The organism is Paraburkholderia sp. BL17N1 (assembly GCF_003634175.1).
Lineage (GTDB): Bacteria > Pseudomonadota > Gammaproteobacteria > Burkholderiales > Burkholderiaceae > Paraburkholderia.
Genome location: NZ_RBIW01000001.1, coordinates 1,391,217 through 1,409,776 on the forward strand (window position 1 = coordinate 1,391,217; position 18,560 = coordinate 1,409,776).

General features: G+C 64.6%; 18 protein-coding genes. 7 read left to right on the forward strand and 11 right to left on the reverse strand.

The genetic code is table 11. The features are described from left to right. Nucleotides 1-249: 249 nt before the first annotated feature. From ada to B0G82_RS06075, 4 genes are all read left to right on the forward strand, one after another. Complete coding sequence (ada, locus tag B0G82_RS06060; RefSeq protein ID WP_121306948.1) at nucleotides 250-1,428, forward strand: bifunctional DNA-binding transcriptional regulator/O6-methylguanine-DNA methyltransferase Ada; 1,179 nt, start codon at nucleotides 250-252, stop codon at nucleotides 1,426-1,428. After that, nucleotides 1,425-2,342, forward strand: coding sequence for an AlkA N-terminal domain-containing protein (locus B0G82_RS06065; RefSeq protein WP_121306949.1), 918 nt, complete (start codon nucleotides 1,425-1,427; stop codon nucleotides 2,340-2,342). Before ada ends, B0G82_RS06065 begins: the two co-directional genes overlap by 4 nt. Nucleotides 2,343-2,664: 322 nt before the next feature. Further along, the gene (gene gshA / locus B0G82_RS06070) at nucleotides 2,665-4,281 is read left to right on the forward strand and encodes a glutamate--cysteine ligase (RefSeq protein ID WP_121308625.1); all 1,617 of its coding nucleotides are present in this window, start codon (nucleotides 2,665-2,667) and stop codon (nucleotides 4,279-4,281) included. 212 nt (nucleotides 4,282-4,493) lie between these two features. Next, nucleotides 4,494-4,994: a hypothetical protein gene (locus tag B0G82_RS06075; RefSeq protein ID WP_199730127.1), complete on the forward strand. Its 501-nt coding sequence runs from the start codon at nucleotides 4,494-4,496 to the stop codon at nucleotides 4,992-4,994. A 79-nt stretch (nucleotides 4,995-5,073) separates the two neighbouring features. On the opposite strand, the gene B0G82_RS06080 is transcribed toward B0G82_RS06075, so the two are convergent. Together B0G82_RS06080 and B0G82_RS06085 are read right to left on the reverse strand one after the other, a co-directional pair. Beyond that, nucleotides 5,074-6,636 (reverse strand): DHA2 family efflux MFS transporter permease subunit, encoded by a 1,563-nt coding sequence (locus B0G82_RS06080; protein WP_121306950.1) that lies wholly within the window; start codon nucleotides 6,634-6,636, stop codon nucleotides 5,074-5,076. A 133-nt stretch (nucleotides 6,637-6,769) separates the two neighbouring features. Beyond that, nucleotides 6,770-7,312 (reverse strand): MarR family transcriptional regulator, encoded by a 543-nt coding sequence (locus B0G82_RS06085; protein WP_116143512.1) that lies wholly within the window; start codon nucleotides 7,310-7,312, stop codon nucleotides 6,770-6,772. Between the two features lie 250 nt (nucleotides 7,313-7,562). Between B0G82_RS06085 and B0G82_RS06090 the strand changes: the two genes are divergently transcribed. Further along, complete coding sequence (locus tag B0G82_RS06090) at nucleotides 7,563-7,934, forward strand: hypothetical protein (protein WP_121306951.1); 372 nt, start codon at nucleotides 7,563-7,565, stop codon at nucleotides 7,932-7,934. Nucleotides 7,935-8,121: 187 nt separating this feature from the next. Next, nucleotides 8,122-9,693 carry an efflux transporter outer membrane subunit gene (locus B0G82_RS06095; protein WP_121306952.1) on the forward strand — a complete coding sequence of 524 codons (1,572 nt, stop codon included), beginning with the start codon at nucleotides 8,122-8,124 and terminating at the stop codon, nucleotides 9,691-9,693. A gap of 210 nt (nucleotides 9,694-9,903) precedes the next feature. On the opposite strand, the gene B0G82_RS06100 is transcribed toward B0G82_RS06095, so the two are convergent. The 8 genes from B0G82_RS06100 to gspG all read right to left on the reverse strand — a co-directional run bounded on the left by B0G82_RS06100 (nucleotide 9,904) and on the right by gspG (nucleotide 16,676). Then, on the reverse strand, nucleotides 9,904-10,683 hold the full coding sequence (locus B0G82_RS06100; RefSeq protein ID WP_121306953.1) for a type II secretion system protein N: 780 nt from the start codon (nucleotides 10,681-10,683) through the stop codon (nucleotides 9,904-9,906). Between the two features lie 34 nt (nucleotides 10,684-10,717). Next, nucleotides 10,718-11,221: a type II secretion system protein M gene (locus B0G82_RS06105; protein ID WP_116143520.1), complete on the reverse strand. Its 504-nt coding sequence runs from the start codon at nucleotides 11,219-11,221 to the stop codon at nucleotides 10,718-10,720. After that, nucleotides 11,218-12,645 (reverse strand): type II secretion system protein GspL, encoded by a 1,428-nt coding sequence (gene gspL, locus B0G82_RS06110; protein WP_121306954.1) that lies wholly within the window; start codon nucleotides 12,643-12,645, stop codon nucleotides 11,218-11,220. Before gspL ends, B0G82_RS06105 begins: the two co-directional genes overlap by 4 nt. Before the next feature lie 28 nt (nucleotides 12,646-12,673). Beyond that, nucleotides 12,674-13,951 carry a type II secretion system minor pseudopilin GspK gene (gspK, locus tag B0G82_RS06115; RefSeq protein WP_199730063.1) on the reverse strand — a complete coding sequence of 426 codons (1,278 nt, stop codon included), beginning with the start codon at nucleotides 13,949-13,951 and terminating at the stop codon, nucleotides 12,674-12,676. Nucleotides 13,952-14,441: 490 nt separating this feature from the next. Next, the gene (locus B0G82_RS06120) at nucleotides 14,442-15,128 is read right to left on the reverse strand and encodes a prepilin-type N-terminal cleavage/methylation domain-containing protein (RefSeq protein WP_121306955.1); all 687 of its coding nucleotides are present in this window, start codon (nucleotides 15,126-15,128) and stop codon (nucleotides 14,442-14,444) included. After that, complete coding sequence (gene gspI, locus B0G82_RS06125; RefSeq protein ID WP_106284906.1) at nucleotides 15,106-15,522, reverse strand: type II secretion system minor pseudopilin GspI; 417 nt, start codon at nucleotides 15,520-15,522, stop codon at nucleotides 15,106-15,108. Before gspI ends, B0G82_RS06120 begins: the two co-directional genes overlap by 23 nt. Before the next feature lies 1 nt (nucleotide 15,523). Beyond that, on the reverse strand, nucleotides 15,524-16,105 hold the full coding sequence (locus B0G82_RS06130) for a GspH/FimT family pseudopilin (protein ID WP_121306956.1): 582 nt from the start codon (nucleotides 16,103-16,105) through the stop codon (nucleotides 15,524-15,526). A gap of 106 nt (nucleotides 16,106-16,211) precedes the next feature. Next, nucleotides 16,212-16,676: a type II secretion system major pseudopilin GspG gene (gene gspG, locus B0G82_RS06135; RefSeq protein WP_106284905.1), complete on the reverse strand. Its 465-nt coding sequence runs from the start codon at nucleotides 16,674-16,676 to the stop codon at nucleotides 16,212-16,214. Nucleotides 16,677-16,849: 173 nt separating this feature from the next. Here gspG and B0G82_RS06140 point away from each other — a divergent pair, with 173 nt between their 5' ends. Continuing rightward, complete coding sequence (locus B0G82_RS06140; protein ID WP_106284950.1) at nucleotides 16,850-17,263, forward strand: general secretion pathway protein GspC; 414 nt, start codon at nucleotides 16,850-16,852, stop codon at nucleotides 17,261-17,263. 75 nt (nucleotides 17,264-17,338) lie between these two features. On the opposite strand, the gene gspF is transcribed toward B0G82_RS06140, so the two are convergent. Further along, nucleotides 17,339-18,556 carry a type II secretion system inner membrane protein GspF gene (gspF, locus tag B0G82_RS06145; protein WP_116143528.1) on the reverse strand — a complete coding sequence of 406 codons (1,218 nt, stop codon included), beginning with the start codon at nucleotides 18,554-18,556 and terminating at the stop codon, nucleotides 17,339-17,341. Nucleotides 18,557-18,560 lie beyond the last annotated feature (4 nt).

Genomic DNA, 18,560 nt, shown 5'->3' on the forward strand with positions numbered 1-18,560 from the left:
GGCTGAATCCATATCAGGAGGAGACATGGAGGAGACAAGTACTAATATACACATCGGCCTGGTGCGACGCAATAACTTTTTAAGGGAAAACCCGATATTGTGCCAAATTCTCGCAGTTTCCCGTTAAAGGGACGCCCGGCGGGGCTTTGGGTCTACGAAGAAGCGCAATGACAGAGCAAGAACCGGAGCGTAGTGTGTCGGCATGCGGCCTACATTGGTGAGCATCGACACCGTCTTTTCGGGACCATCATGAACCGCAAATCCACCGATACCGCCTCCGGCGCCAGCCACTGGACTTCCGACGACGCGCGCTGGCAAGCCGTCACCCACCGCGAGTCGCAAGCCGATGGCGCGTTCTTCTACGCCGTCAAAACGACCGGCGTGTTCTGCCGTCCGTCGTGCGCGTCGCGCCTGCCGCGACGTGAGAACGTTGCTTTCTTCACCGATGCCGCCGCCGCGCGCGCCGCAGGCTTTCGCGATTGCAAGCGCTGCCAGCCCGGCGGCCTGCCGCGCGAACTGGAAATCGTGAATCGCGCGTGCGCCGCGCTGGACGCCGACCCGCAGGAGCGCCTCACGCTCGCGCAACTGAGCGACGCCGTGCACGTCAGCCCTTTCCATCTGCAGCGTCTTTTCAAGCGGGTGGTGGGCGTGTCGCCGCGTCAATATCAGGCCGCGCAGCGGGGAGCCGCGCTGCGCGACGCCCTCCAGAGCGGCTCGGACGTCACTCGCGCCACGCTCGATGCGGGCTTCGGCTCGCCGTCGCGGATGTACGACAGTGCGTCGGCGGAACTGGGCATGGCGCCGTCCGCGTATCGCCGCAAGGGTGCCGGACTGACCGTTCGCTACGCCAGCGCGCCGACCTCGCTCGGTTATGTGCTGGTCGCCGCGACGGAAAAGGGCATCTGCAAGATCGCTTTCGGTGACGACAAAGCCGTGCTCGCCAGCGACCTGCGCGGCGAATTCGCCAACGCCGACGTGTTGGAAGATACCGAACACCTGGCGCCGTTCATCGCGCAGATCGACGCCTATTTGCGCGGCACCCGTCAGGACTTCGATCTGCCGCTGGATATCGCCGCGACAGCATTCCGCCAGCGTGTGTGGGACGCGTTGCGGCGCATCCCGTACGGTGAGACGCGCAGCTATTCGCAGATCGCCGAAACAGTCGGCGCGCCTCGCGCCGTGCGCGCTGTAGCGAGCGCCTGCGCGACGAACCCGGTGGCACTGGCGATTCCTTGTCATCGCGTGGTGGCCAAGGGCGGGGCGCTGGCGGGCTATCGCTGGGGTTTGCCGCGCAAGGCCGCGCTGCTGGACAACGAGGCGCAGCACGCCGGCGCCTTCCCGCACGGCCAGACCGAGCGCAACCACAGCGTCCATGCCGACGCCGACATCGACACCGAAACCACCACCAAACTGGACCACGCCGCGTGAGTACGCTCGACGAAGTCGCTACCCTTGAATTGCCGTTCAAATCACCCTTCGATTGGCCGCGCCTGCTGCGTTTCTTCGGCGGACGCGCGACGCCCGGCGTCGAAGCGGTGGAAGACGCCGCGTACCGTCGCGCGATTGATTGGGCCGGCGACAGCGGTACGTTGAGCGTGCGTCTGCATCCGCGCAAGCGTTGCCTCGTCGCCAGCATGGAAGGGCCGGTAAGCCGTCACGCCGACGCGCTCGCCGCGCCGATTGCGAAGATGTTCGACCTGCACGCCGATCCGAAAAAGATCGGCGCAGAACTCGCCGCGGATCCGTGGCTCGCGCCGCTAGTCGAAGCCGTGCCCGGCTTGCGCGTGCCGGGTGCGTGGTCGGGCTTCGAGCTGGTGGTGCGTGCAATCGTCGGGCAGCAGGTCAGCGTGAAGGCGGCGACCACCATCATCGGCAGACTGGTGCAGCGCGCCGGCGAGCGTATCGAGGGGCATCCGCATGAGAGCACCGCCTGGCGTTTCCCAACGCCCGCTGCGCTGGCTGCTGTGGATCTCGCGCAAATCGGCATGCCGGGTAAACGTGTAGCGGCATTGCAGGGTTTCGCGCACGCGGTCGCCACCGGCGACGTGCCGCTCGACAGCAACACGGCCGATGCCGACAGTCTGCGTGCCGCGCTGCTGGCGCTGCCCGGCATCGGTCCGTGGACCGTCGAGTACGTCGCCATGCGCGCATGGCGCGATGCCGACGCGTGGCCCGCGTGGGACCTCGTGCTGATGCAGTCGATCTGCGCGCGCGATCCGTCGCTCGTCCGGCCCACGCAGCAGCGCGCCCGCACCGACACATGGCGGCCGTGGCGTGCGTACGCGGCGATGCATCTGTGGAATGAAGTGGCGGACCGAGCGGGCGCCGCGCGTGGCGGCTGAAGCGGCACGTCACGCCCGGCGGTTGATGTAGTGCGCCGCCGACGGCGGCCCACGCATCGCGCGGTTTGGGGAGAAGAAATGCGGATCGCGCGCGAGGCGCGTGACGGATAGAGTGATGTCGGGCACAGCCAACGGACTGGCGCAAAAAGCAGTGAAATTGGCCCAAAAAAGCAGCGGTCCGAAGTGCTCCGGCGACCAGCCGAAGCGGCCTCAAGCAGCCGTTCTGGCGAGATGTTAAAGTGCCCGCTACCGAAAATTCCGCCGAACGTTGTCAACCGCAGTGCTGCGGCACATGGCGGCCGACAACGCCCGACTCGCATCAATGCCAAACACGACACCTTCCCGCACGACCGACGCGCTCTCGCACCGCCTGTCCGTGCTGACCTCAGGCCCGCAGCGCGACGCGCTGATACGCGGCCTGCGCGGCATCGAAAAGGAAAGCCTGCGCGTGACGCACGAGGGCAAGCTCGCCTTGACGCCGCATCCGCGCGCGCTCGGTTCGGCGCTCACGCATCCGTCGCTCACCACGGATTATTCCGAAGCGCTGCTCGAACTGATCACGCCGGCTGAGCATGACGTCGCGCTCACGCTCGAAAAGCTCGATACGCTCCACCGTTTTGTCTACGCGCAACTCGGCGACGAGATCCTGTGGAACAACTCCATGCCGGGCCTCTTGCCCGACACCGACGACGGCATTCCGATCGCGAACTATGGCAGTTCGAACATCGGCAAGCTGAAGTACGTGTACCGCATCGGCCTCGCACTCCGCTACGGCCGCACGATGCAGTGCATTGCGGGCATTCACTACAACTATTCGCTGAACGAAGAAGTGTGGCGGCGACTGCATGCGGACCAGCAATCCACCGCGAGCGCCGTCGATTTCCAGTCCGATCGCTATCTCGCGTTGATCCGCAATTTCCGCCGCACCAACTGGCTGCTGATGTATCTGTTCGGCGCATCGCCGGCGCTGGATCGGCGTTTCCTCCGCGATCGCAAACACACGCTCGACACGTTCGACGCCGACACGCTCTATCGTCCGTACGCGACCAGTTTGCGCATGAGCGACCTCGGCTATTCGAACACTGCGGCGCAAGCCGAATTGCGCGCCGATTACGACACGCTGCCGGGCTACCTCGACGCGCTCGCGAAAGCCGTCAGCCAGCCGTACCCCGCGTACGAGGCAATCGGCACGCAACGCGACGGCGAGTGGGTGCAGATCAACACGAACGTGCTGCAGATCGAAAACGAGTTTTACTCGACGATCCGTCCGAAGCGCATCACGCATCCGGGCGAGCGTCCGCTGCACGCACTTGCGGCACGCGGCGTGCAATACGTGGAAGTGCGTTGCATGGACATCGACCCATTCGAGCCCACCGGCATTTCACTCGAAACGTCGCGCTTTCTCGACGCTTACCTGCTGGTCTGCGCGCTCGACGACAGCGCGCTGTTACCGCCAGATGCTTATGCCGAAGCCAATCAGAATTTCGGCCGCGTAACGATGGAAGGGCGCAAGCCGGGCCTTGACCTGGCACGCGACGGCCAACCGGTTGCGATGACGGACTGGGCGAACGAGCTGCTCATCAAGATCGACGCGGCCGCCGCCGCGCTCGACACTTTGCATGGCGGCGATGCGCATGCTCGCGCCGTCGCGGTTCAACGCGCGAAGCTGGCGGACGCGTCGCTGACGCCGTCGGCGCGCGTGCTGCAGACCATGCGCGAGAAGCAGCAGAGCTTCCTCGCATTCGGTCTCGAACAAAGCGAAGCGCACGCCGCGTATTTCCGCTCACGTCCGCTGGATGCGGAGCAGACCCAGGCCTTCGCCGATCTCGCCGCGCAATCGCTTGCCGAGCAAGCCAAACTCGAACGGGAAGAAGTCGGTTCGTTCGACGCGTTCGTCGCTGCATATCGGGCGTATACGCTGAACCGGTTCAGCGTCTGAATCACGCTTGCAGGCGACATGACGAAAGAGCGGCCAACACGGCCGCTTTTTTTATTTCGCGCCGGTAACGTCTACGCAAAGTGCAGTGCGTTTCAAACGTCATCGGCAAATACTCCGCGCGTTCTAACGATTCTCTGATCCAGATGAAACACCGTCCCCGCGCCGTAGTCCAAACTGACATGACGCGCACCACAGAGGGAGGATTCAACGTGATGAAGAAAAGTCTGTTGGCCATGCTGTGCGTAGCGGCGGCGGGATGTTCAACGCAAGGGCAGGTCGATCCGGACGTCATGCAGATCGCGACCACGCCGCTAACGTGTTCGAACAAGACGGAATGCGATGTCTGGTGGCAACGCGCGCAAGCGTGGGTGGCGAGCCATTCGACGTACAAGATCGATGCCTCGACCGATACGTTGATTCAGACCGCCGGACCGGATGGCGGCAAACGCGCGCTGGCGTATCAGATCACGCGCGCCGCGAATCCGGACGGCACGGCAACGATCGGCTTCGCCGCGCATTGCGACGGCTCCATGGGCTGCAAGCCGAACCCGTGGGAAGCCGGCGCCGACTTCAAGCAATACGTGCGAGGCACTGCGGCCGGCGCGCCGCAGAGTGGCGCTAAACCCCCGCAAGCCGCGCCGACGGCGCCGCATCCGGATGGCATGCAGGGTCAATCGGTCCCGGCGACGAATGGCGAAGCCGTCACGCAATAAACGCTGAAGACGCGCGCGAGAAGTTGCAGGAACAATGTCGTTTCTTTCGGCGCGCGTCCGCTCGAGGCAGCGTCAGACCTTAATGCCCCATTGACGGGCCTACGCCCTTGCGTGGCTTGGTAATCCACACCAACACCGCGAGCACGAGAAACGCCGCGCAGGAAATGCGGAAGAAGTCGTTAGTGGCCATCATATAAGCCTGCGCCGTCACCACCTGATTCAACTGCGCGGTGATGCCGTCGCCGGAGAGCCCGATACCGGCCAGCGCATTGGTATAAGCATTGGTGTTCGCGGCGTAGACGCTGACCGAATCGGTCAGCATCGCGTGATGGCGGATCGTGTCGTTCTCCCAGTACGTCGTGCTAATCGCCGTGCCGATCGCACCCGACAAGGTCCGGAAAAAATTGGACAGCCCGGAAGCACTCGCCAGGCGCTCATCCGGCACGCTGGAGAGCGTGATGGTGGTCATCGGCACGAAGAAGCAGGCAACGCCGATGCCTTGCACGAGCCGTGGCCAGATCACATGATCGAACGGCACGTCGAGCGTGAACGTGGAGTTCCAGAACGAGACGAACGCGAACACGATGAACGCAAAACTCGCCACCACGCGCAGATTCAGCCGGTGCATGTTCTTGCCGATCATCGGCGACAAAAACAGCGCGAGCAAACCAACCGGCGCGGTCGCCAGACCGGCCAAGCCGGCGGTGTAACCCATCACCGTTTGCAGCCAGAGCGGGAAAATCACTACCGAGCCGAAGAAGGCCATAAAGCCGAACGATACGATTATCACGCCAAGCGCGAAGTTGCGATCCTTGAATAGCGAGAGATCGACCACCGGCTCTTTCTCGGTCATCTCCCACACCAGCATGAAGGCGAGCGACACCACCGCGATCACCGCCAGCGTCACGATAAACGTCGAGTTGAACCAGTCGCGATCCTTGCCCAGGTCGAGCACCATCTGCAGGCACGACACCCCGATCACGAGCAGCGCGAGGCCGACCGCGTCGATGCGCTGTTTCGTGGTCTTCGTCTCACGGCCGCGCAGCAGCAGGAACGCGCAAACTGCCGAGAACAGACCGATCGGCACGTTGATATAGAAGATCCACGGCCACGTGTAGTTGTCGGTAATGTAGCCGCCCATCACGGGCCCGAAGATGGGCGCGCAGATCACCGTCATCGCCCATAGACCCAGCGCAAGTCCGCGCTTTTCCGGTGGATACGAGCGCATCAGAATGGTCTGCGAGAGCGGCACCATCGGCCCGGAAACGAGCCCCTGCACCAGCCGGAACGCGATCAGCGATTCAAAGTTCTGCGCGAAACCGCACAGCGCTGAAGCAATCGTGAAAAGCAACACGGACAGCGTAAACAGCTTCACTTCGCCGACGCGCCGGGCGAGCCAGCCTGTCAGCGGCACAGCGATCGCCGAGGCGACCGAATACGACGAGATCACCCAGGTGCCCTGACTGGTCGCTACGCCGAGGCTGCCGGAAATGGTCGGCACCGCGACGTTCGCAATCGACGTGTCGAGCACTTCCATAAACGTGCCGAGTGCGAGCCCGACCGTTAGCAGCGCCAAAGCGCCGCCCTTGAGCGGAGCGGGTTCAGCGGCGGGTAGCGCGGCGGCGGAAGCCGTGGCATTCATCATTCTTCTCCTCAACCGGAAAGCTTGTCGCGGCAGCCTTATCGACCATACCCGGTAACGTGTTTACATGCCGGATCACTCTCTGCCCAGACAGACATTTTCCGACGACGACGCTCTCAAAAGCGCGTCCAAGTTAGTGTTCGCCGTGTTCCCGCGGCGACGCTTCGGGTGGTTCGTCCAGCGATTCCTGCTGCGGCCCCAATCCACATCCCGCGCTCGCGCCCGCGTCGATGCCGTTTGCGATGAAACGGCCGAGCAGGTCGATCAACGTGGCATGGTCGGCGGCCGAAAATCCGCGCAGTTGCTCGTTCAGCACCGCCGCGCCGAGAGCGGGCAATTGCCGCGCGGCGTCGTGACCTTGCGGCGTCAACTCCAGCTTCACCATGCGCCGATCGGTCTCGCTGCGCGAACGCGCGATAAAGCCTTTCTTTTCAAGGCGATCGAGCAGACGCGTCATCGATCCGCTGTCGTACGACATGGCGCGCGACAGCTCGAACGGTGTGCTCGCCCGCCGCGATGACAGCATCAGGATCACGCCGATCTGCTGCGTGGTCAGTCCCAACGGCTTGACCGCACGATCCGTCCGCTCGACCAGCACGTTTCGAGCTTTCGTCAGGTAGTAGCCAAGACTCGATTCGAGATGAATCTCGTCCGCCTTGTAGGGGCCATCAGTCATCGTGTATCCGGGAACGTCTCGGGCAGAACGGAGTTTAGCTGCCTAAGCAGACAAGTCAAACTTGATTTCGCGTAGAGCGAACGACAGGAAAACAACACGGCCGACGTTCGCGGAGGGAAGTATCTTGAAATTTAATTGCATAGTCAATATTATTATAGGCAACGAGTTACGCGCGACCCGCGCCACCCGAAACATGTTCTGACCGATTGTCTGCCGCCGCGACCGCGACGCGCGAAAAAGGATTTCCCCGATGCTGTACCTCAAAAACACGCTTGGCGGCCTGAGCCGCTCCCTGACCGATTCCGCGCTCAGCACCTTTCAAGGGCCGCACCGCTGGTGGAAACTCGCGCTGTTCGCCGTCCTGTTCGTCTTGCCAGGCGGATCGGTCGGCGTCGCGGTGCTGGCGTGGTTCGAGCACCGCCGGGGACAGAAGGGTGGCAAGGCAGGGAAAATCCAGTTGGTGGCGGCGGCCGTGCCTACGGCGAACGCCGCTGTCGTTCCTGGCAGCGCGGAAAAGCACGTCGGTCCCGCCGGCGTCTGCCAGACGCGCGGCGATGCGCCGTGCCGGGCCGCCGCGGGTAAGCTGGCCCGCCGGACCAAATCGACGGAATCGCGGGTTTAATGCCTGGCCGGTAACAGCGCGTAACCTTCGCGGCATCGTCAGTAACACACCTGCCTCCTTCCTCGCATTACCCTTTCAGTTTCCCGCGCCCAGCGGGCTCATACGCTAACATTCCGGCGACCAAGATCTCGCCCGGCCGGCGGTGCCGCCATTGGCCGTGCCGCGGCGTCCAGAAGGAATTCATTGCATGCAGTCTGATCGAATCTCGCGCGCGCGGATACTTGCGCCTCGCGCCCTGACTATTGCGGTGGCCGCGGTCTTCGCCAGCCTGCTGGCGGCTTGCGCGGTCGGCCCCGACTACAAGCGGCCTGCCGCCGAGATCCCGGCGTCGTACAAGGAAGCCGCGCCCGGCTGGAAAGTCGCGCAACCGGCCGATCAGCAGGATCGCGGCGACTGGTGGAGCATTTACGAAGATCCTCAGCTCAATGCGCTCGAGGAGCGCCTGAACACCGCCAACCAGACCGTCGCCCAGTTTGCTGCCGCCTATCGGCAGGCGCGCGCGCTCGTCGGCGAGGCGCGTGCGGCATATTTCCCGACTATCGGCGCGTCGGCGGGTGCCACGCGTTCCGGCAACGGGACGTCCTCCGGCGGCAATTCGACCACCGCGACGAGCCGCTCCGGCGTCGGCAACAGTTTCAACGTGCAACTCGACGCAAGCTGGGAGCCGGATCTGTGGGGTTCGGTCACCCGCTCGGTGAACGCGCAAAAAGCCGGCCAGCAAAGCGCCGCGGCGGACCTAGCCAACGCGCGGCTGTCGGCCCAGGCCACGCTCGCCCAGACCTACTTCTCGCTGCGTGCGCTCGATTCGACCCAAAAGCTGCTCGACGACACCGTCGCGGCCTATCAACGCTCACTGCAGCTCACGCAAAACCAGTACGCAGCCGGCGTTGCCGCGCGCTCCGACGTGATTCAGGCGCAGACACAATTGCAATCGGCGCAGGCGTCCGCAATCGACAACGGCGTTCAGCGCGCCCAGGACGAGCACGCAATCGCCGTTCTGGTGGGCGAGCCGGCCTCGACCTTCTCGATTCCGCCGATGCCGCTCACCGCCGCGCCGCCCACCGTACCGGCGCAGATGCCCTCCGCGCTGCTCGAGCGGCGTCCGGATATCGCCTCGGCGGAGCGCAAGGCCGCAGCGGCGAACGAACAGATCGGCGTCGCTATCGCCGCGTTCTTCCCGTCGCTGACGCTGTCGGCTTCAGGGGGCTTCGAAAATTCGGTGTTCTCGCAGCTGCTGACCGCGCCGTCGCGCTTCTGGACGCTCGGACCGCAGCTCGCCGCAACGCTGTTCGACGCCGGCCTGCGCCAGGCTCAGACCGACGCCGCGCGCGCTGCCTACGACGGCGACGTCGCGACCTACCGTCAAACGGTGCTGGCCGCGTTCCAGGACGTCGAGGACAATCTCGCGTCGCAGCGCATCCTCGCCCAGGAAATCGTCGTGCAGCAGCAAGCGGTGGATTCGGCGCGCCAGGCGCTCACCATCGTCACGAACGAATACAAGGCCGGCACGGTCGGCTACGTCAACGTGCTGACAGCGCAGACCACGGCCTTCACGGCCGAGCAGAAGCTGGAGAACATCGCCGGGCAGCGGATGGTGTCGTCGGTCGGTCTGGTGAAGGCGCTGGGCGGCGGCTGGGACGTCTCGCAGATGAATCGCGAAACCGGCGACGTGGCGGCGCCGGTGCCGCTGCCGGCGTCATCGGCCGCGCCTGTCGCGCAAAGCGCGGCGACGCCGCTGTCGCGAATGCATACCGAGTAAACGCGCCGGCCGTCGAGGCAAGGCAAAAGAGGCATGCCCGCATTCCACGGCCATGCCTCTTTTTTATCGCGCCGACGCCCGGCGCCACAACGGATCCGGCAGCCCCACGCGGTTATCGCGCTCCTACGCCGCAGCGCTGGCCACCGCACACAACGAAGCCGATGCCCCGCCTCAAGCAACAATGTGCGCCGTAAAGCCGGGCCGCGCGCGTCAGTGCACGAACGTCAACGCCACCGTGTCTGGCCCGCTCGGCCGCCCCAACAGGTTCAACAGTCCCGCGAGATTGTCGCGCGCCTCCGGCGCGGCGCTGGCCGTCCCATGAAATGACGTCGACGCCGCCGACACCGTGCCACTGCCGGTCAGCATCAACGGACCCTTGGTGGTGGTCAGGTCGAGCGTGGATGATTCGCCCTGCGCCTGGAACAGCACCCGGTACGAGCCAAGCGGCTTGACCAGTGAGACGCGCGAACTGACGTCGGTCAACGTGATGGTCAGTTGCCCGAACGCTTCCCGATTGAAGCTGCGCCAGTCCGACCAGGACAGTTGCACATTGCCCTGCAGATCGAGCGTGTTAAAGGGCGCGCCAAGACCGCTCAGCAGCGAAGCCGGCACGGCGATCGCGCCCGCCGTAACAGTCGCGGTGCGCGGCGTGGCGTCGACGGTGATCGGCTCCGGCATTGCTTCGCTGTGCCGCATGATCATGCGCACACGGCCGGTAAACAGCGGCCAGAAAGCCGTGCGCCATTCGATCCGCCCGGGCAGCAGCGTCGCCGCGCTCATGTCCGAGCCGGCAGCCAGCATCAGCGTGGCCGAGCCGTGCCACAGCGAACCGGCCGGATCGACGAGATTGACGTGGCCACCTGTCTGCTTGGCGAACTGCGGGGTGATCCAGGCGGCCGGCAACATCGTCAGCATCACGGCCGCGGCGGACAGCGCCGCGATCACGAGCCAAGGCAGCGCGACGCGCAAGCGCCGCATCCAGTAATTCATGCGAGATCCTGTGACGGCGCGGTCGCGGTTATTGTCATTTCGCGGTAGACGGCTGCAACGACGCCGTCAGGTCCACCTGCCCGTCTTCCTTGAGGGCCGTGGCGTGCGCCTCCGAGACTTGCACCTTGAACTGCTTGCGCACGTCGTCGACCCAGACGGTCCATGCCGGGAACGACGCGTTCTTCAACTGGATCTGGACCGCATTGCCGATCACCTGAACCTGCGTCGCCGCTAAGCCGTGATCGTTGAGCGAAGCGGTCAGGGCGTCCTTCAGCGCGGCGCCGGTCGGCGCGACGCCTTGAGCCGCCGCCGACAGTTGACGCGCTTCGTTCGCCTGCGCGGTCATCTGCGCCAACTGACGCTGCATGGCGGGCAGCGATTCACGCAGATGCGAGCGGCCTTCCTGCGCCGGCGCCCACAGCACCGACCACGCGATCACCACGGCGAGAACGCCGCCGCCCCACGTCAGGAGGGCTTTTTCGCGCTCGGTGCGCTGCTCCCAGAATCCGGCCCATGTTTGAGCGAGTTCAGCTTTCATTGTCCGTTCCTGATGGTCCACTTGCCGGTATTGCTGTCGATCGCGCCGCTCAGGCCGTTGCGCGCAAGGCGCTTGGCGAAATCGGGATCGAGCTTGACCTCCGGCTTGAAGTTCACGTCGAGCCGGCGGTCGTGATAGTCGAGCGCGGCAATGCCGTTGACCGGCACCGGCGCCAGCGAACGCGCGAGGCCGTCGGCGAGCGGCAGGAAATCGTCCGGCGACAGCTCGCCCGCCGCCACGCGCAGCTGCTGCAACTGACGCGCCATCTGGTCGGGCGCGTCGAGCACGACGGTCGTTTTGGGGAAGGTATTGAGCAGCAATTCGGTCATCTGCGTGTTGATCGCATCGCGTTGGCGCGCGAGCATCAGCCACTGCACGTTTGCACCGATGATGGCGATCAGCAGCGCGCCGACCGCGAGCAGCACCGGCAGCCGCAGACGCCGCAGCGTCGCGCGGTCGAGCCGCCACGGCTGCGAAGCAAACTCGAACTGGCACAGGTCGAAGCGGCACTCCAGCGCGCGCCGCGCCAGTTGCTCGAACGGCAGCGGACTCGCGCCGTGGATGTGCGCAGCCAGCCGCGCCGGGCTATTCGGCGCGAGACTCGGCTCGTTGCCGGGCACTTCGGTGAGCATGTGCAGTGAGACCGGCGCCGCCCCGGCGAGCGCGGCGAGCGTCGCGTTCACGGCATTGGCGGGCACTGCCAGCCCTTCGCCCTGCACGCCGCGCGCAATCGCCAGTTCGACGCGCGGCACGCCTCGGTCGCCTGCGCTGTTTGCCACGCCTTCGAGCAGCAGGGCGGGCGCGGTCTGCACTACGGCGCCGAGCACGGCGGCCACCATCGGCACCGCAGCCGCGACGCCGGGCGCCAGCAGCGGTGCGACGCCCGGCGACGACGACGCCCCGCCTGCAGCGTCCGCCATGGCCGGCTCACCGGCATTTACCGTTTCGGTGACTTCGGCGGGCACATCGGCATCGAGCGCGGCCGCCTGCGGCAGACAGCGCGTGACCGGCACCGCGCGCAAACTGCGATGCCCGGCGTTGGCGAACGATTCGCAGATATACCGGAACCAGCCGCGGTCGATGATCGCCAGCAACTGCCGGCCGCCCGCGAGCGGTTTCGGGTCGACGGCGATGTGACAGGTCTGCGGGTCCTGGATCAGTTGATCCTCGACGATATTGGGCAGCGCCTGGCGCAGCCGCGGGCCACGTAGCGGCGGCAGTGTGGCGGGCATCATCAGCAGATCGCGCGCGGCGACCATCAGCACCGTGGTGGACGCGCGCGGCAGCAGCGCGAGCGCCGACCGGCCGGCGCGCTGGGCGCGGCCCGACTTGTCGAGCAGCACGAACGGCAACTCCGGCAGTTGCCATTCCTGCGACGGCACCGCCGGGTCACGCGGCGGCAATAGAACGATCAGCGTGCTCAAAGGCCACTCTCTCTGGGAAAAGCGTTATTCATAGTTGGTCTTCTACTCGCACGATACGCGTAGTGTGAGTCAATGCATCGCGATAGACGAGGGTCGTGCGGTCCACCTCGGCGCGTTCGTGCTGCACGCGGCCGTGGATGAGGAAGTAATTCGAGTTGACGTCGAGTTCGCTCGGGTCGATCGAGACCGATTGCACGCCGGCGCCGCGCAACGCGAGCTGTATGTCGCCGACATTGCGGAAAAACACCGTTTGCCGGCGCGCGACGAAGGCTTGCGCCGTCGACACGCTCATTCCCGGCACGACCGCCGCGATGACTTCGGCCGACGCCGTGTTCACGTTGACCGCCGACACGGTCGGCAGCACGGTGACGAAGGGGCGCAGGCGCGCGACCATTTCGGGCGTATAGCCGGGGATATCGAGCAACGAGTCGACGCTGGTCATCTGGATCGGCGCGTTCGCGGAACTGTCGTCGCTGTCTTCGATACCCGGTTTGTTGGTGAAGCTGCCGCCGGTGGCGCCGCCCTGGATCGGCGGCGGGGTCGCGGTGGTGCCGTTCGTCGAGGTGATGGTCTGGAAACGGGTTGCCGATTGTGCGAGGCTCGCGCGGACCTGGATTGCCGTGGTTTTTGCCAGTTGGCTGTTTGCGCCGAGTGATGCCAGTAGGCGCTGGTAGGCGCCGATCTGGTCCATGTCCAGTTGCATCACGCCTGGGGCTGGGCTTTCGACCAGGTTTCTCAGGTTGAATTTTGCCTGGGCGTCTTCGATTGATCCCGATAGGTAGGTTTCTGCGCCTTGTTGTGCTCTTACTTCGCCTATTTGGCCCAGGAAATCGGATAGGCGGGTTTTGGCTATTGGGACGCCCCATAGGCCGCCAAGGTATGTGATGCCGGCTGATGTGTCGCCTTCTGAGCGGAGGATCAGGCGTGTCCAGTCTAGCGCGCCGCGGGCTACCCATTGGGCCTGGGACAGGAGGCGCTGGTTTTCTATCCTTCGGATCTGGACTTGCTGGCGCCAGAGCATGCCCGACACCAGGATCGCTGATAGTGCGACTACTAGTAATGCGCTGATTATGGCTACGCCGGTTTGGGTTTTTTGGGTTTTGTTGGCCTTTCCTTGAATTCTTTGTGGTCTATTAGCGTCGCCCCTGTGCGGGGCGGCACCTACTTTCTTTGCCGCGGCAAAGAAAGTAGGCAAAGAAAGCCGCTTCACACCGCCAATGCTAAGCGGATCCCCCGCGCAGCAACGGTAGTGGACAATCTGGAATCCGTCCCCTCGCACATTCGAAGCAAGTGACAAAGCCGTCATACCTCCCGCCTCGCACGATGTGCTCGCCGGAAGGGTAGAGCTCGGTGCCTGCGTTTTGGCGAAGCGGGGGCCGTCGGCTTCGCCTCGGCGGGGCGCCGAATTAGGTGCGGGTGCATGCCCGGACGCCGAAGCAGGCCGGAGATACCATGAGGCGTACTCCGGCATTGCCAGGGACTGCTGGTTTGATTGCTTGCCGCTCGGCGCGCGCAGCGCCGCCGGAGCGGATGACTGCCTGGTCACTGCCGTTGGCTGTGCGAGGGCATGTGCGTTGATCGCGCCACTACCGCGACTGTGCGGAGGACCCGCTTGTACGTTAGCGGTGTGAAGCCGCTTTCTTTGCTTACTTTCTTTGCGGCGGCAAAGAAAGTAAGTGCCGCCCCGCACAGGGGCAACGCTAATAGACCACAAAGAATTCAAGGAAAGGCCAACACGCAAAAACCCCAAAGCCCCCAAACACTCCCGTCGGAAAGACAAAACCGAGAACCTCATATCACTCTCCGACGAGAAAAACGCGAGTAACAGGCCGCGCCAACGACTTAGCCCCGACACTCACCTGCAACCCCGTCACCGACCGCGGCAGCGGCGCACTCCCCAGCTGGGGCACCTTAAGATTATTGTCCGCCTCGGTAATGGCACTCTGCACTTCACCCATCTGCGTAGTCCACCCCACCTTAGGCACATAAACCTGAGCAGAAATAGACCCAACACCGCCCATCAACGGCACCCCACTCCATCCTTCACCTTCACTGCCGCGCAAAGCCCGCCGCAACTCCCCCATATTCGCCAACGGCGGCGACGCATATCGAATCACACGTCCATCGGACACCCGATACCGCACCACCTGCAACCGTGGCGCCGCGCCCGGCAACCGGAATTCCCGCACGATCTGCAACACGCTGCCGGACACCGACACCGCCGCCTGACCAGCCTCATCATCCGACGCGGCCTGCCGCGCATCAATCCGCATCTGGTCGAAGAGCTGCGCAAAAACGCGCTCCTCCTCCATCGCGCTCGTGATGGTCTGCCGGCCGCGAATGATCTGGTCGAGCCCGCGCCACGACAGCACGGCTATCACCGCCAGAATCGCAATCGCCACCAGCAATTCGATCAGCGTGAAACCACGCGCGCCCCTTGCCCTCAACGGGCGGCGGCGCTCAGAGCGAACGGTTGTTTTCATTCGCGACCACCGTCACCATCTGAGCCAGATTGCCGGAACCGCCCGGCATCGTCACCATCACCTCCACCCGACGAAACACCGGGTTCGGCGTGGCCGTCACCTGCTCCGTACAGACCAGCTGCAAATTACCCTGCGAACAGTCGAAACTCGTCGAGCCGACGTTCGGCCAGGCATGCGTCAGATGCAGTTGCGCCAAGGTATTGTCCGCGCTCCAGCCCGCCAGCAAACGGCGGTGCAGGTCGGCCTCGCCGCTCGCCAGACTGCCCACCGCGCGCAACGACGCGGCCAACGCCACCGCGATGATCGCCAGCGCCACCAGCACTTCGATCATCGTGAAACCGCGCTGCGCGCCGTGAACCTTCTCGCGAGCCGTCATGCTCCTGCAACGACGCATCTCAGTGCACCTCGTAGCGGCCATTGCCGGTGCCGACTATCGTCGCGCTCCCGGCTGCCGAAAACAGCGTGATCTGCACGGGCACGTCGATCGCCTCGGTGCCGAATACGATACGGCTGGGCTGCGAATCCGAACCCGGATAGCTGATGCTCACCCCGGTCACGCCGCCTTCCCAACGGCGCGGCCCCAGCAGATCGTCACGCAGCGGACGCCAGCCGTCTTCGGTGCGCAGGTCGAAACGAAAGCCGCCATCGAGCGGTTGCCAGGCGATCGGCCGCGCGCGCACCTGCGCTTCGTCGCCAGCCGATTCGAACAGCAGCGCGAGACGCTGCGCTTCCTCGTTCAGATCGGTGCGCGGATTACGTGTCATCGTCAACGCGGTCAAGGACACCAGCAGGCCCGCAATCACCAGCACCACCAGCATTTCGAGCAGTGTGAAACCCGCCGCGCGTTTGCCGCCGCCGGGCCGGCCCGCCTCACGCGGGTGACGCACGCCTTGCGAGCGCCCGCCAGACCACGCCGCGCGCGGCAACGAAGCCGTACAGGGCGTGTCCACACGGGACTTGCAAGGGGACAATCGCATAGTGCCGGCCACGAACGATCAACTCAAAATCAAACGACGATGCATCGACGGGAACGTGCGAGGTTCAATCCCGCCGCACGCATGAAAACACCAGCTCATCGAACGCCTACTGCCACGAGCCGACGTCGGCGTCGTTGCCTTCGCCGCCCGCTTTACCGTCAGCGCCGTAGCTGAACACGTCGATCTCGCCGTGCACGCCCGGGTTCAGATACTGGTAAGCGTTGCCCCACGGATCGTTCGGCAGACGCTCCAGGTAACCGCCGTCTTTCCAGTTGCTCGGCACCGGGTCCGTGGCCGGTTTTTCGATCAGCGCGCGCAAGCCTTGCTCCTGCGTCGGATAACGGCCGTTATCCAGACGATAGAGTTTCAGCGCCTGCATCATCGTGCCGATGTCCTGCTTGGCGGCGACACGGCGCGCTTCGTCGGGACGGCTCATGATCTTCGGCACGATCAACGCGGCCAGAATGCCCAGAATCGCGATCACGACCATGATTTCGATCAGCGTGAACCCGCGTTGGCGACGGCTGCGCGGACCCGCGATGTCATGACGGCGAGTGGTCGACAGTTGCATAGCTTGCTACCTCTTTTCAGGTGAAATTTTTGACTCGGCGGGATTCGCGTTTTGGCAATCAGGGTGCCATTGAACACGCCCGGCCGGTCATTTTAATGTCATGCAGTTGAAGGGTCGTGAGAAGGCGCTTTCAGCCCAACGCAATTTTCACAATAGTCCGTACAATGATGCGCATGAACGCCATCCAAATCCGCCTTCTGTCGCTCGCGCTGTTCGCCGTGTTCTGCGCGACGCTCACCTACTGGGTCATCACGCTCAGCACGTTGTCCGGTGCGCCGTTGCCCGCAGCCGCCGCGCACGCGCAGATCTCGACCGAGCAGGCTGCCACGCTATTCGGCGGCCAGCTCACGCGCAACGCCAACCAGGACGTGCGGCTGTTCGGCATCCTTGCTTTGCGGGAAGGCGCCGCGGCCATCGTCAGCGTGGGCGGCGAACCGCCGCATGCGGTGTCGCTCGGCAGCGCGCTGATGAAAGGCACCAAACTCTCCGAAGTCCGCGCCCGCTCGATCATCATCGACCGCAATGGCGCGCATTCCGAAGTGTTCCTGCCGGCCAATCCCGCAGGCCCGACGATCTACGTGCGCTGAAGCCCGGGCGCTGCACAGCAGCCTCGCTTCAATCGATTGCGCGGTGACCTCTAGCAGTGACCGCGCAATCCACTCCTACTGCACCAGGTTGTTCAACTCGATGATCGGCAGCATCACCGCCAGCACGATCACCAGCACCACGCCCCCCATCGCCAGAATCAGCAACGGCTCCAGCAGACTCGTCAGGAACATCGTGCGACGTTCGAGTTCGCGCGCTTCACCGTCGGCCGCGCGGTCGAGCATCGTGGTCACGTCACCGGTCGCTTCGCCCGAACGGATCAGGTGAACCAGCACGGGCGGAAAAGTCTTCGTATTGCCGAGCGCGCGCGACAGCGACGTACCTTCCCGCACCCGCACGATCGCATCGTCGATGTTCTCGCGCATCGCGTTGTTGCTGAGCGTTTCGGCGGCGGCTTGCAGCGCGCGCAGAATCGGCACGCCCGCCGCGGTGAGAATGCCGAGCGTGCTGGCAAAGCGCACCGTGTTATAGCCGCGTACGAGTTTGCCGAGCAGCGGTGCGGTGAGCAGCCAACGGTCGAACGCGAGGCGCGGACCGGGCTGCCTCAGAACCGAGCGCACCAGGTACACCAGCACGGCCACGCCGATCAGCATCGCCCACCACCAGTGCCGCACGAATCCGGAGAGCGCCATCATCATGATGGTGAGAAAGGGCAGTTGCTGCTTGGTGCTGGCGAACACGTTCACCACCTGCGGCACGACGTAGCTCAACAGAAACGTGACGATGCCGAAAGCGATGATCGTGACAATGGTCGGGTACGTGAACGCGAGCACGATCTTCTGCTTCAGCGCGTTGCGTTGCTCGATGTAGTCGGCGAGCCGCGACAGCACGAGACCGAGCTTGCCGGTATGTTCGCCCGCCGCGACCAGCGCGCGATAAATCTCGGGGAAGTCTTTCGGATGCTGCGTCAGTGCATTGGCCAGCGAATGGCCGCCGAGCACTTCCGCGCGAATCGACGCCATCAGTTCGCGAATATAGTCGCGCTCCGATTGCTCGGTCAGCACCGCGAGCGCTTCGTCGAGCGGCAGGCCCGCAATCAGCAGGCTGGCGAGCTGGCGCGTCAGGATCGCCTGCTCGCGTTGCGACAGACGCCGCCCGAGCGACAGCCGCTGATTACGCTCGCCGCGCGTGCGCGTGGCCGCCGGTTCCACGACGAGCGGCGTCAGTCCTTGCGAGCGCAGATTGGTCCGCGCGCCGCGCGCGCTGTCCGCGTCGAGCACGCCTTTTTGCGCCTTGCCCGCCGCGTCGATCGCTTCGAAACGAAATGCCGGCATGCGC

Bases quoted from the DNA above. Each gene is read 5' to 3' on its own strand.
- B0G82_RS06090 (WP_121306951.1), top strand. From the start codon at position 7,563: ATGCTGTACCTCAAAAACACGCTTGGCGGCCTGAGCCGCTCCCTGACC.
- ada (WP_121306948.1), top strand. From the start codon at position 250: ATGAACCGCAAATCCACCGATACCGCCTCCGGCGCCAGCCACTGGACT.
- B0G82_RS06075 (WP_199730127.1), top strand. From the start codon at position 4,494: ATGAAGAAAAGTCTGTTGGCCATGCTGTGCGTAGCGGCGGCGGGATGT.
- B0G82_RS06095 (WP_121306952.1), top strand. From the start codon at position 8,122: ATGCAGTCTGATCGAATCTCGCGCGCGCGGATACTTGCGCCTCGCGCC.
- gspG (WP_106284905.1), bottom strand. From the start codon at position 16,676: ATGCAACTGTCGACCACTCGCCGTCATGACATCGCGGGTCCGCGCAGC.
- gshA (WP_121308625.1), top strand. From the start codon at position 2,665: ATGCCAAACACGACACCTTCCCGCACGACCGACGCGCTCTCGCACCGC.
- B0G82_RS06105 (WP_116143520.1), bottom strand. From the start codon at position 11,221: ATGAAAGCTGAACTCGCTCAAACATGGGCCGGATTCTGGGAGCAGCGC.
- gspI (WP_106284906.1), bottom strand. From the start codon at position 15,522: ATGCGTCGTTGCAGGAGCATGACGGCTCGCGAGAAGGTTCACGGCGCG.
- gspF (WP_116143528.1), bottom strand. From the start codon at position 18,556: ATGCCGGCATTTCGTTTCGAAGCGATCGACGCGGCGGGCAAGGCGCAA.
- B0G82_RS06100 (WP_121306953.1), bottom strand. From the start codon at position 10,683: ATGAATTACTGGATGCGGCGCTTGCGCGTCGCGCTGCCTTGGCTCGTG.
- B0G82_RS06140 (WP_106284950.1), top strand. From the start codon at position 16,850: ATGAACGCCATCCAAATCCGCCTTCTGTCGCTCGCGCTGTTCGCCGTG.
- gspK (WP_199730063.1), bottom strand. From the start codon at position 13,951: ATGACGGCTTTGTCACTTGCTTCGAATGTGCGAGGGGACGGATTCCAG.
- B0G82_RS06080 (WP_121306950.1), bottom strand. From the start codon at position 6,636: ATGAATGCCACGGCTTCCGCCGCCGCGCTACCCGCCGCTGAACCCGCT.
- B0G82_RS06130 (WP_121306956.1), bottom strand. From the start codon at position 16,105: ATGCGATTGTCCCCTTGCAAGTCCCGTGTGGACACGCCCTGTACGGCT.
- B0G82_RS06120 (WP_121306955.1), bottom strand. From the start codon at position 15,128: ATGAAAACAACCGTTCGCTCTGAGCGCCGCCGCCCGTTGAGGGCAAGG.
- B0G82_RS06085 (WP_116143512.1), bottom strand. From the start codon at position 7,312: ATGACTGATGGCCCCTACAAGGCGGACGAGATTCATCTCGAATCGAGT.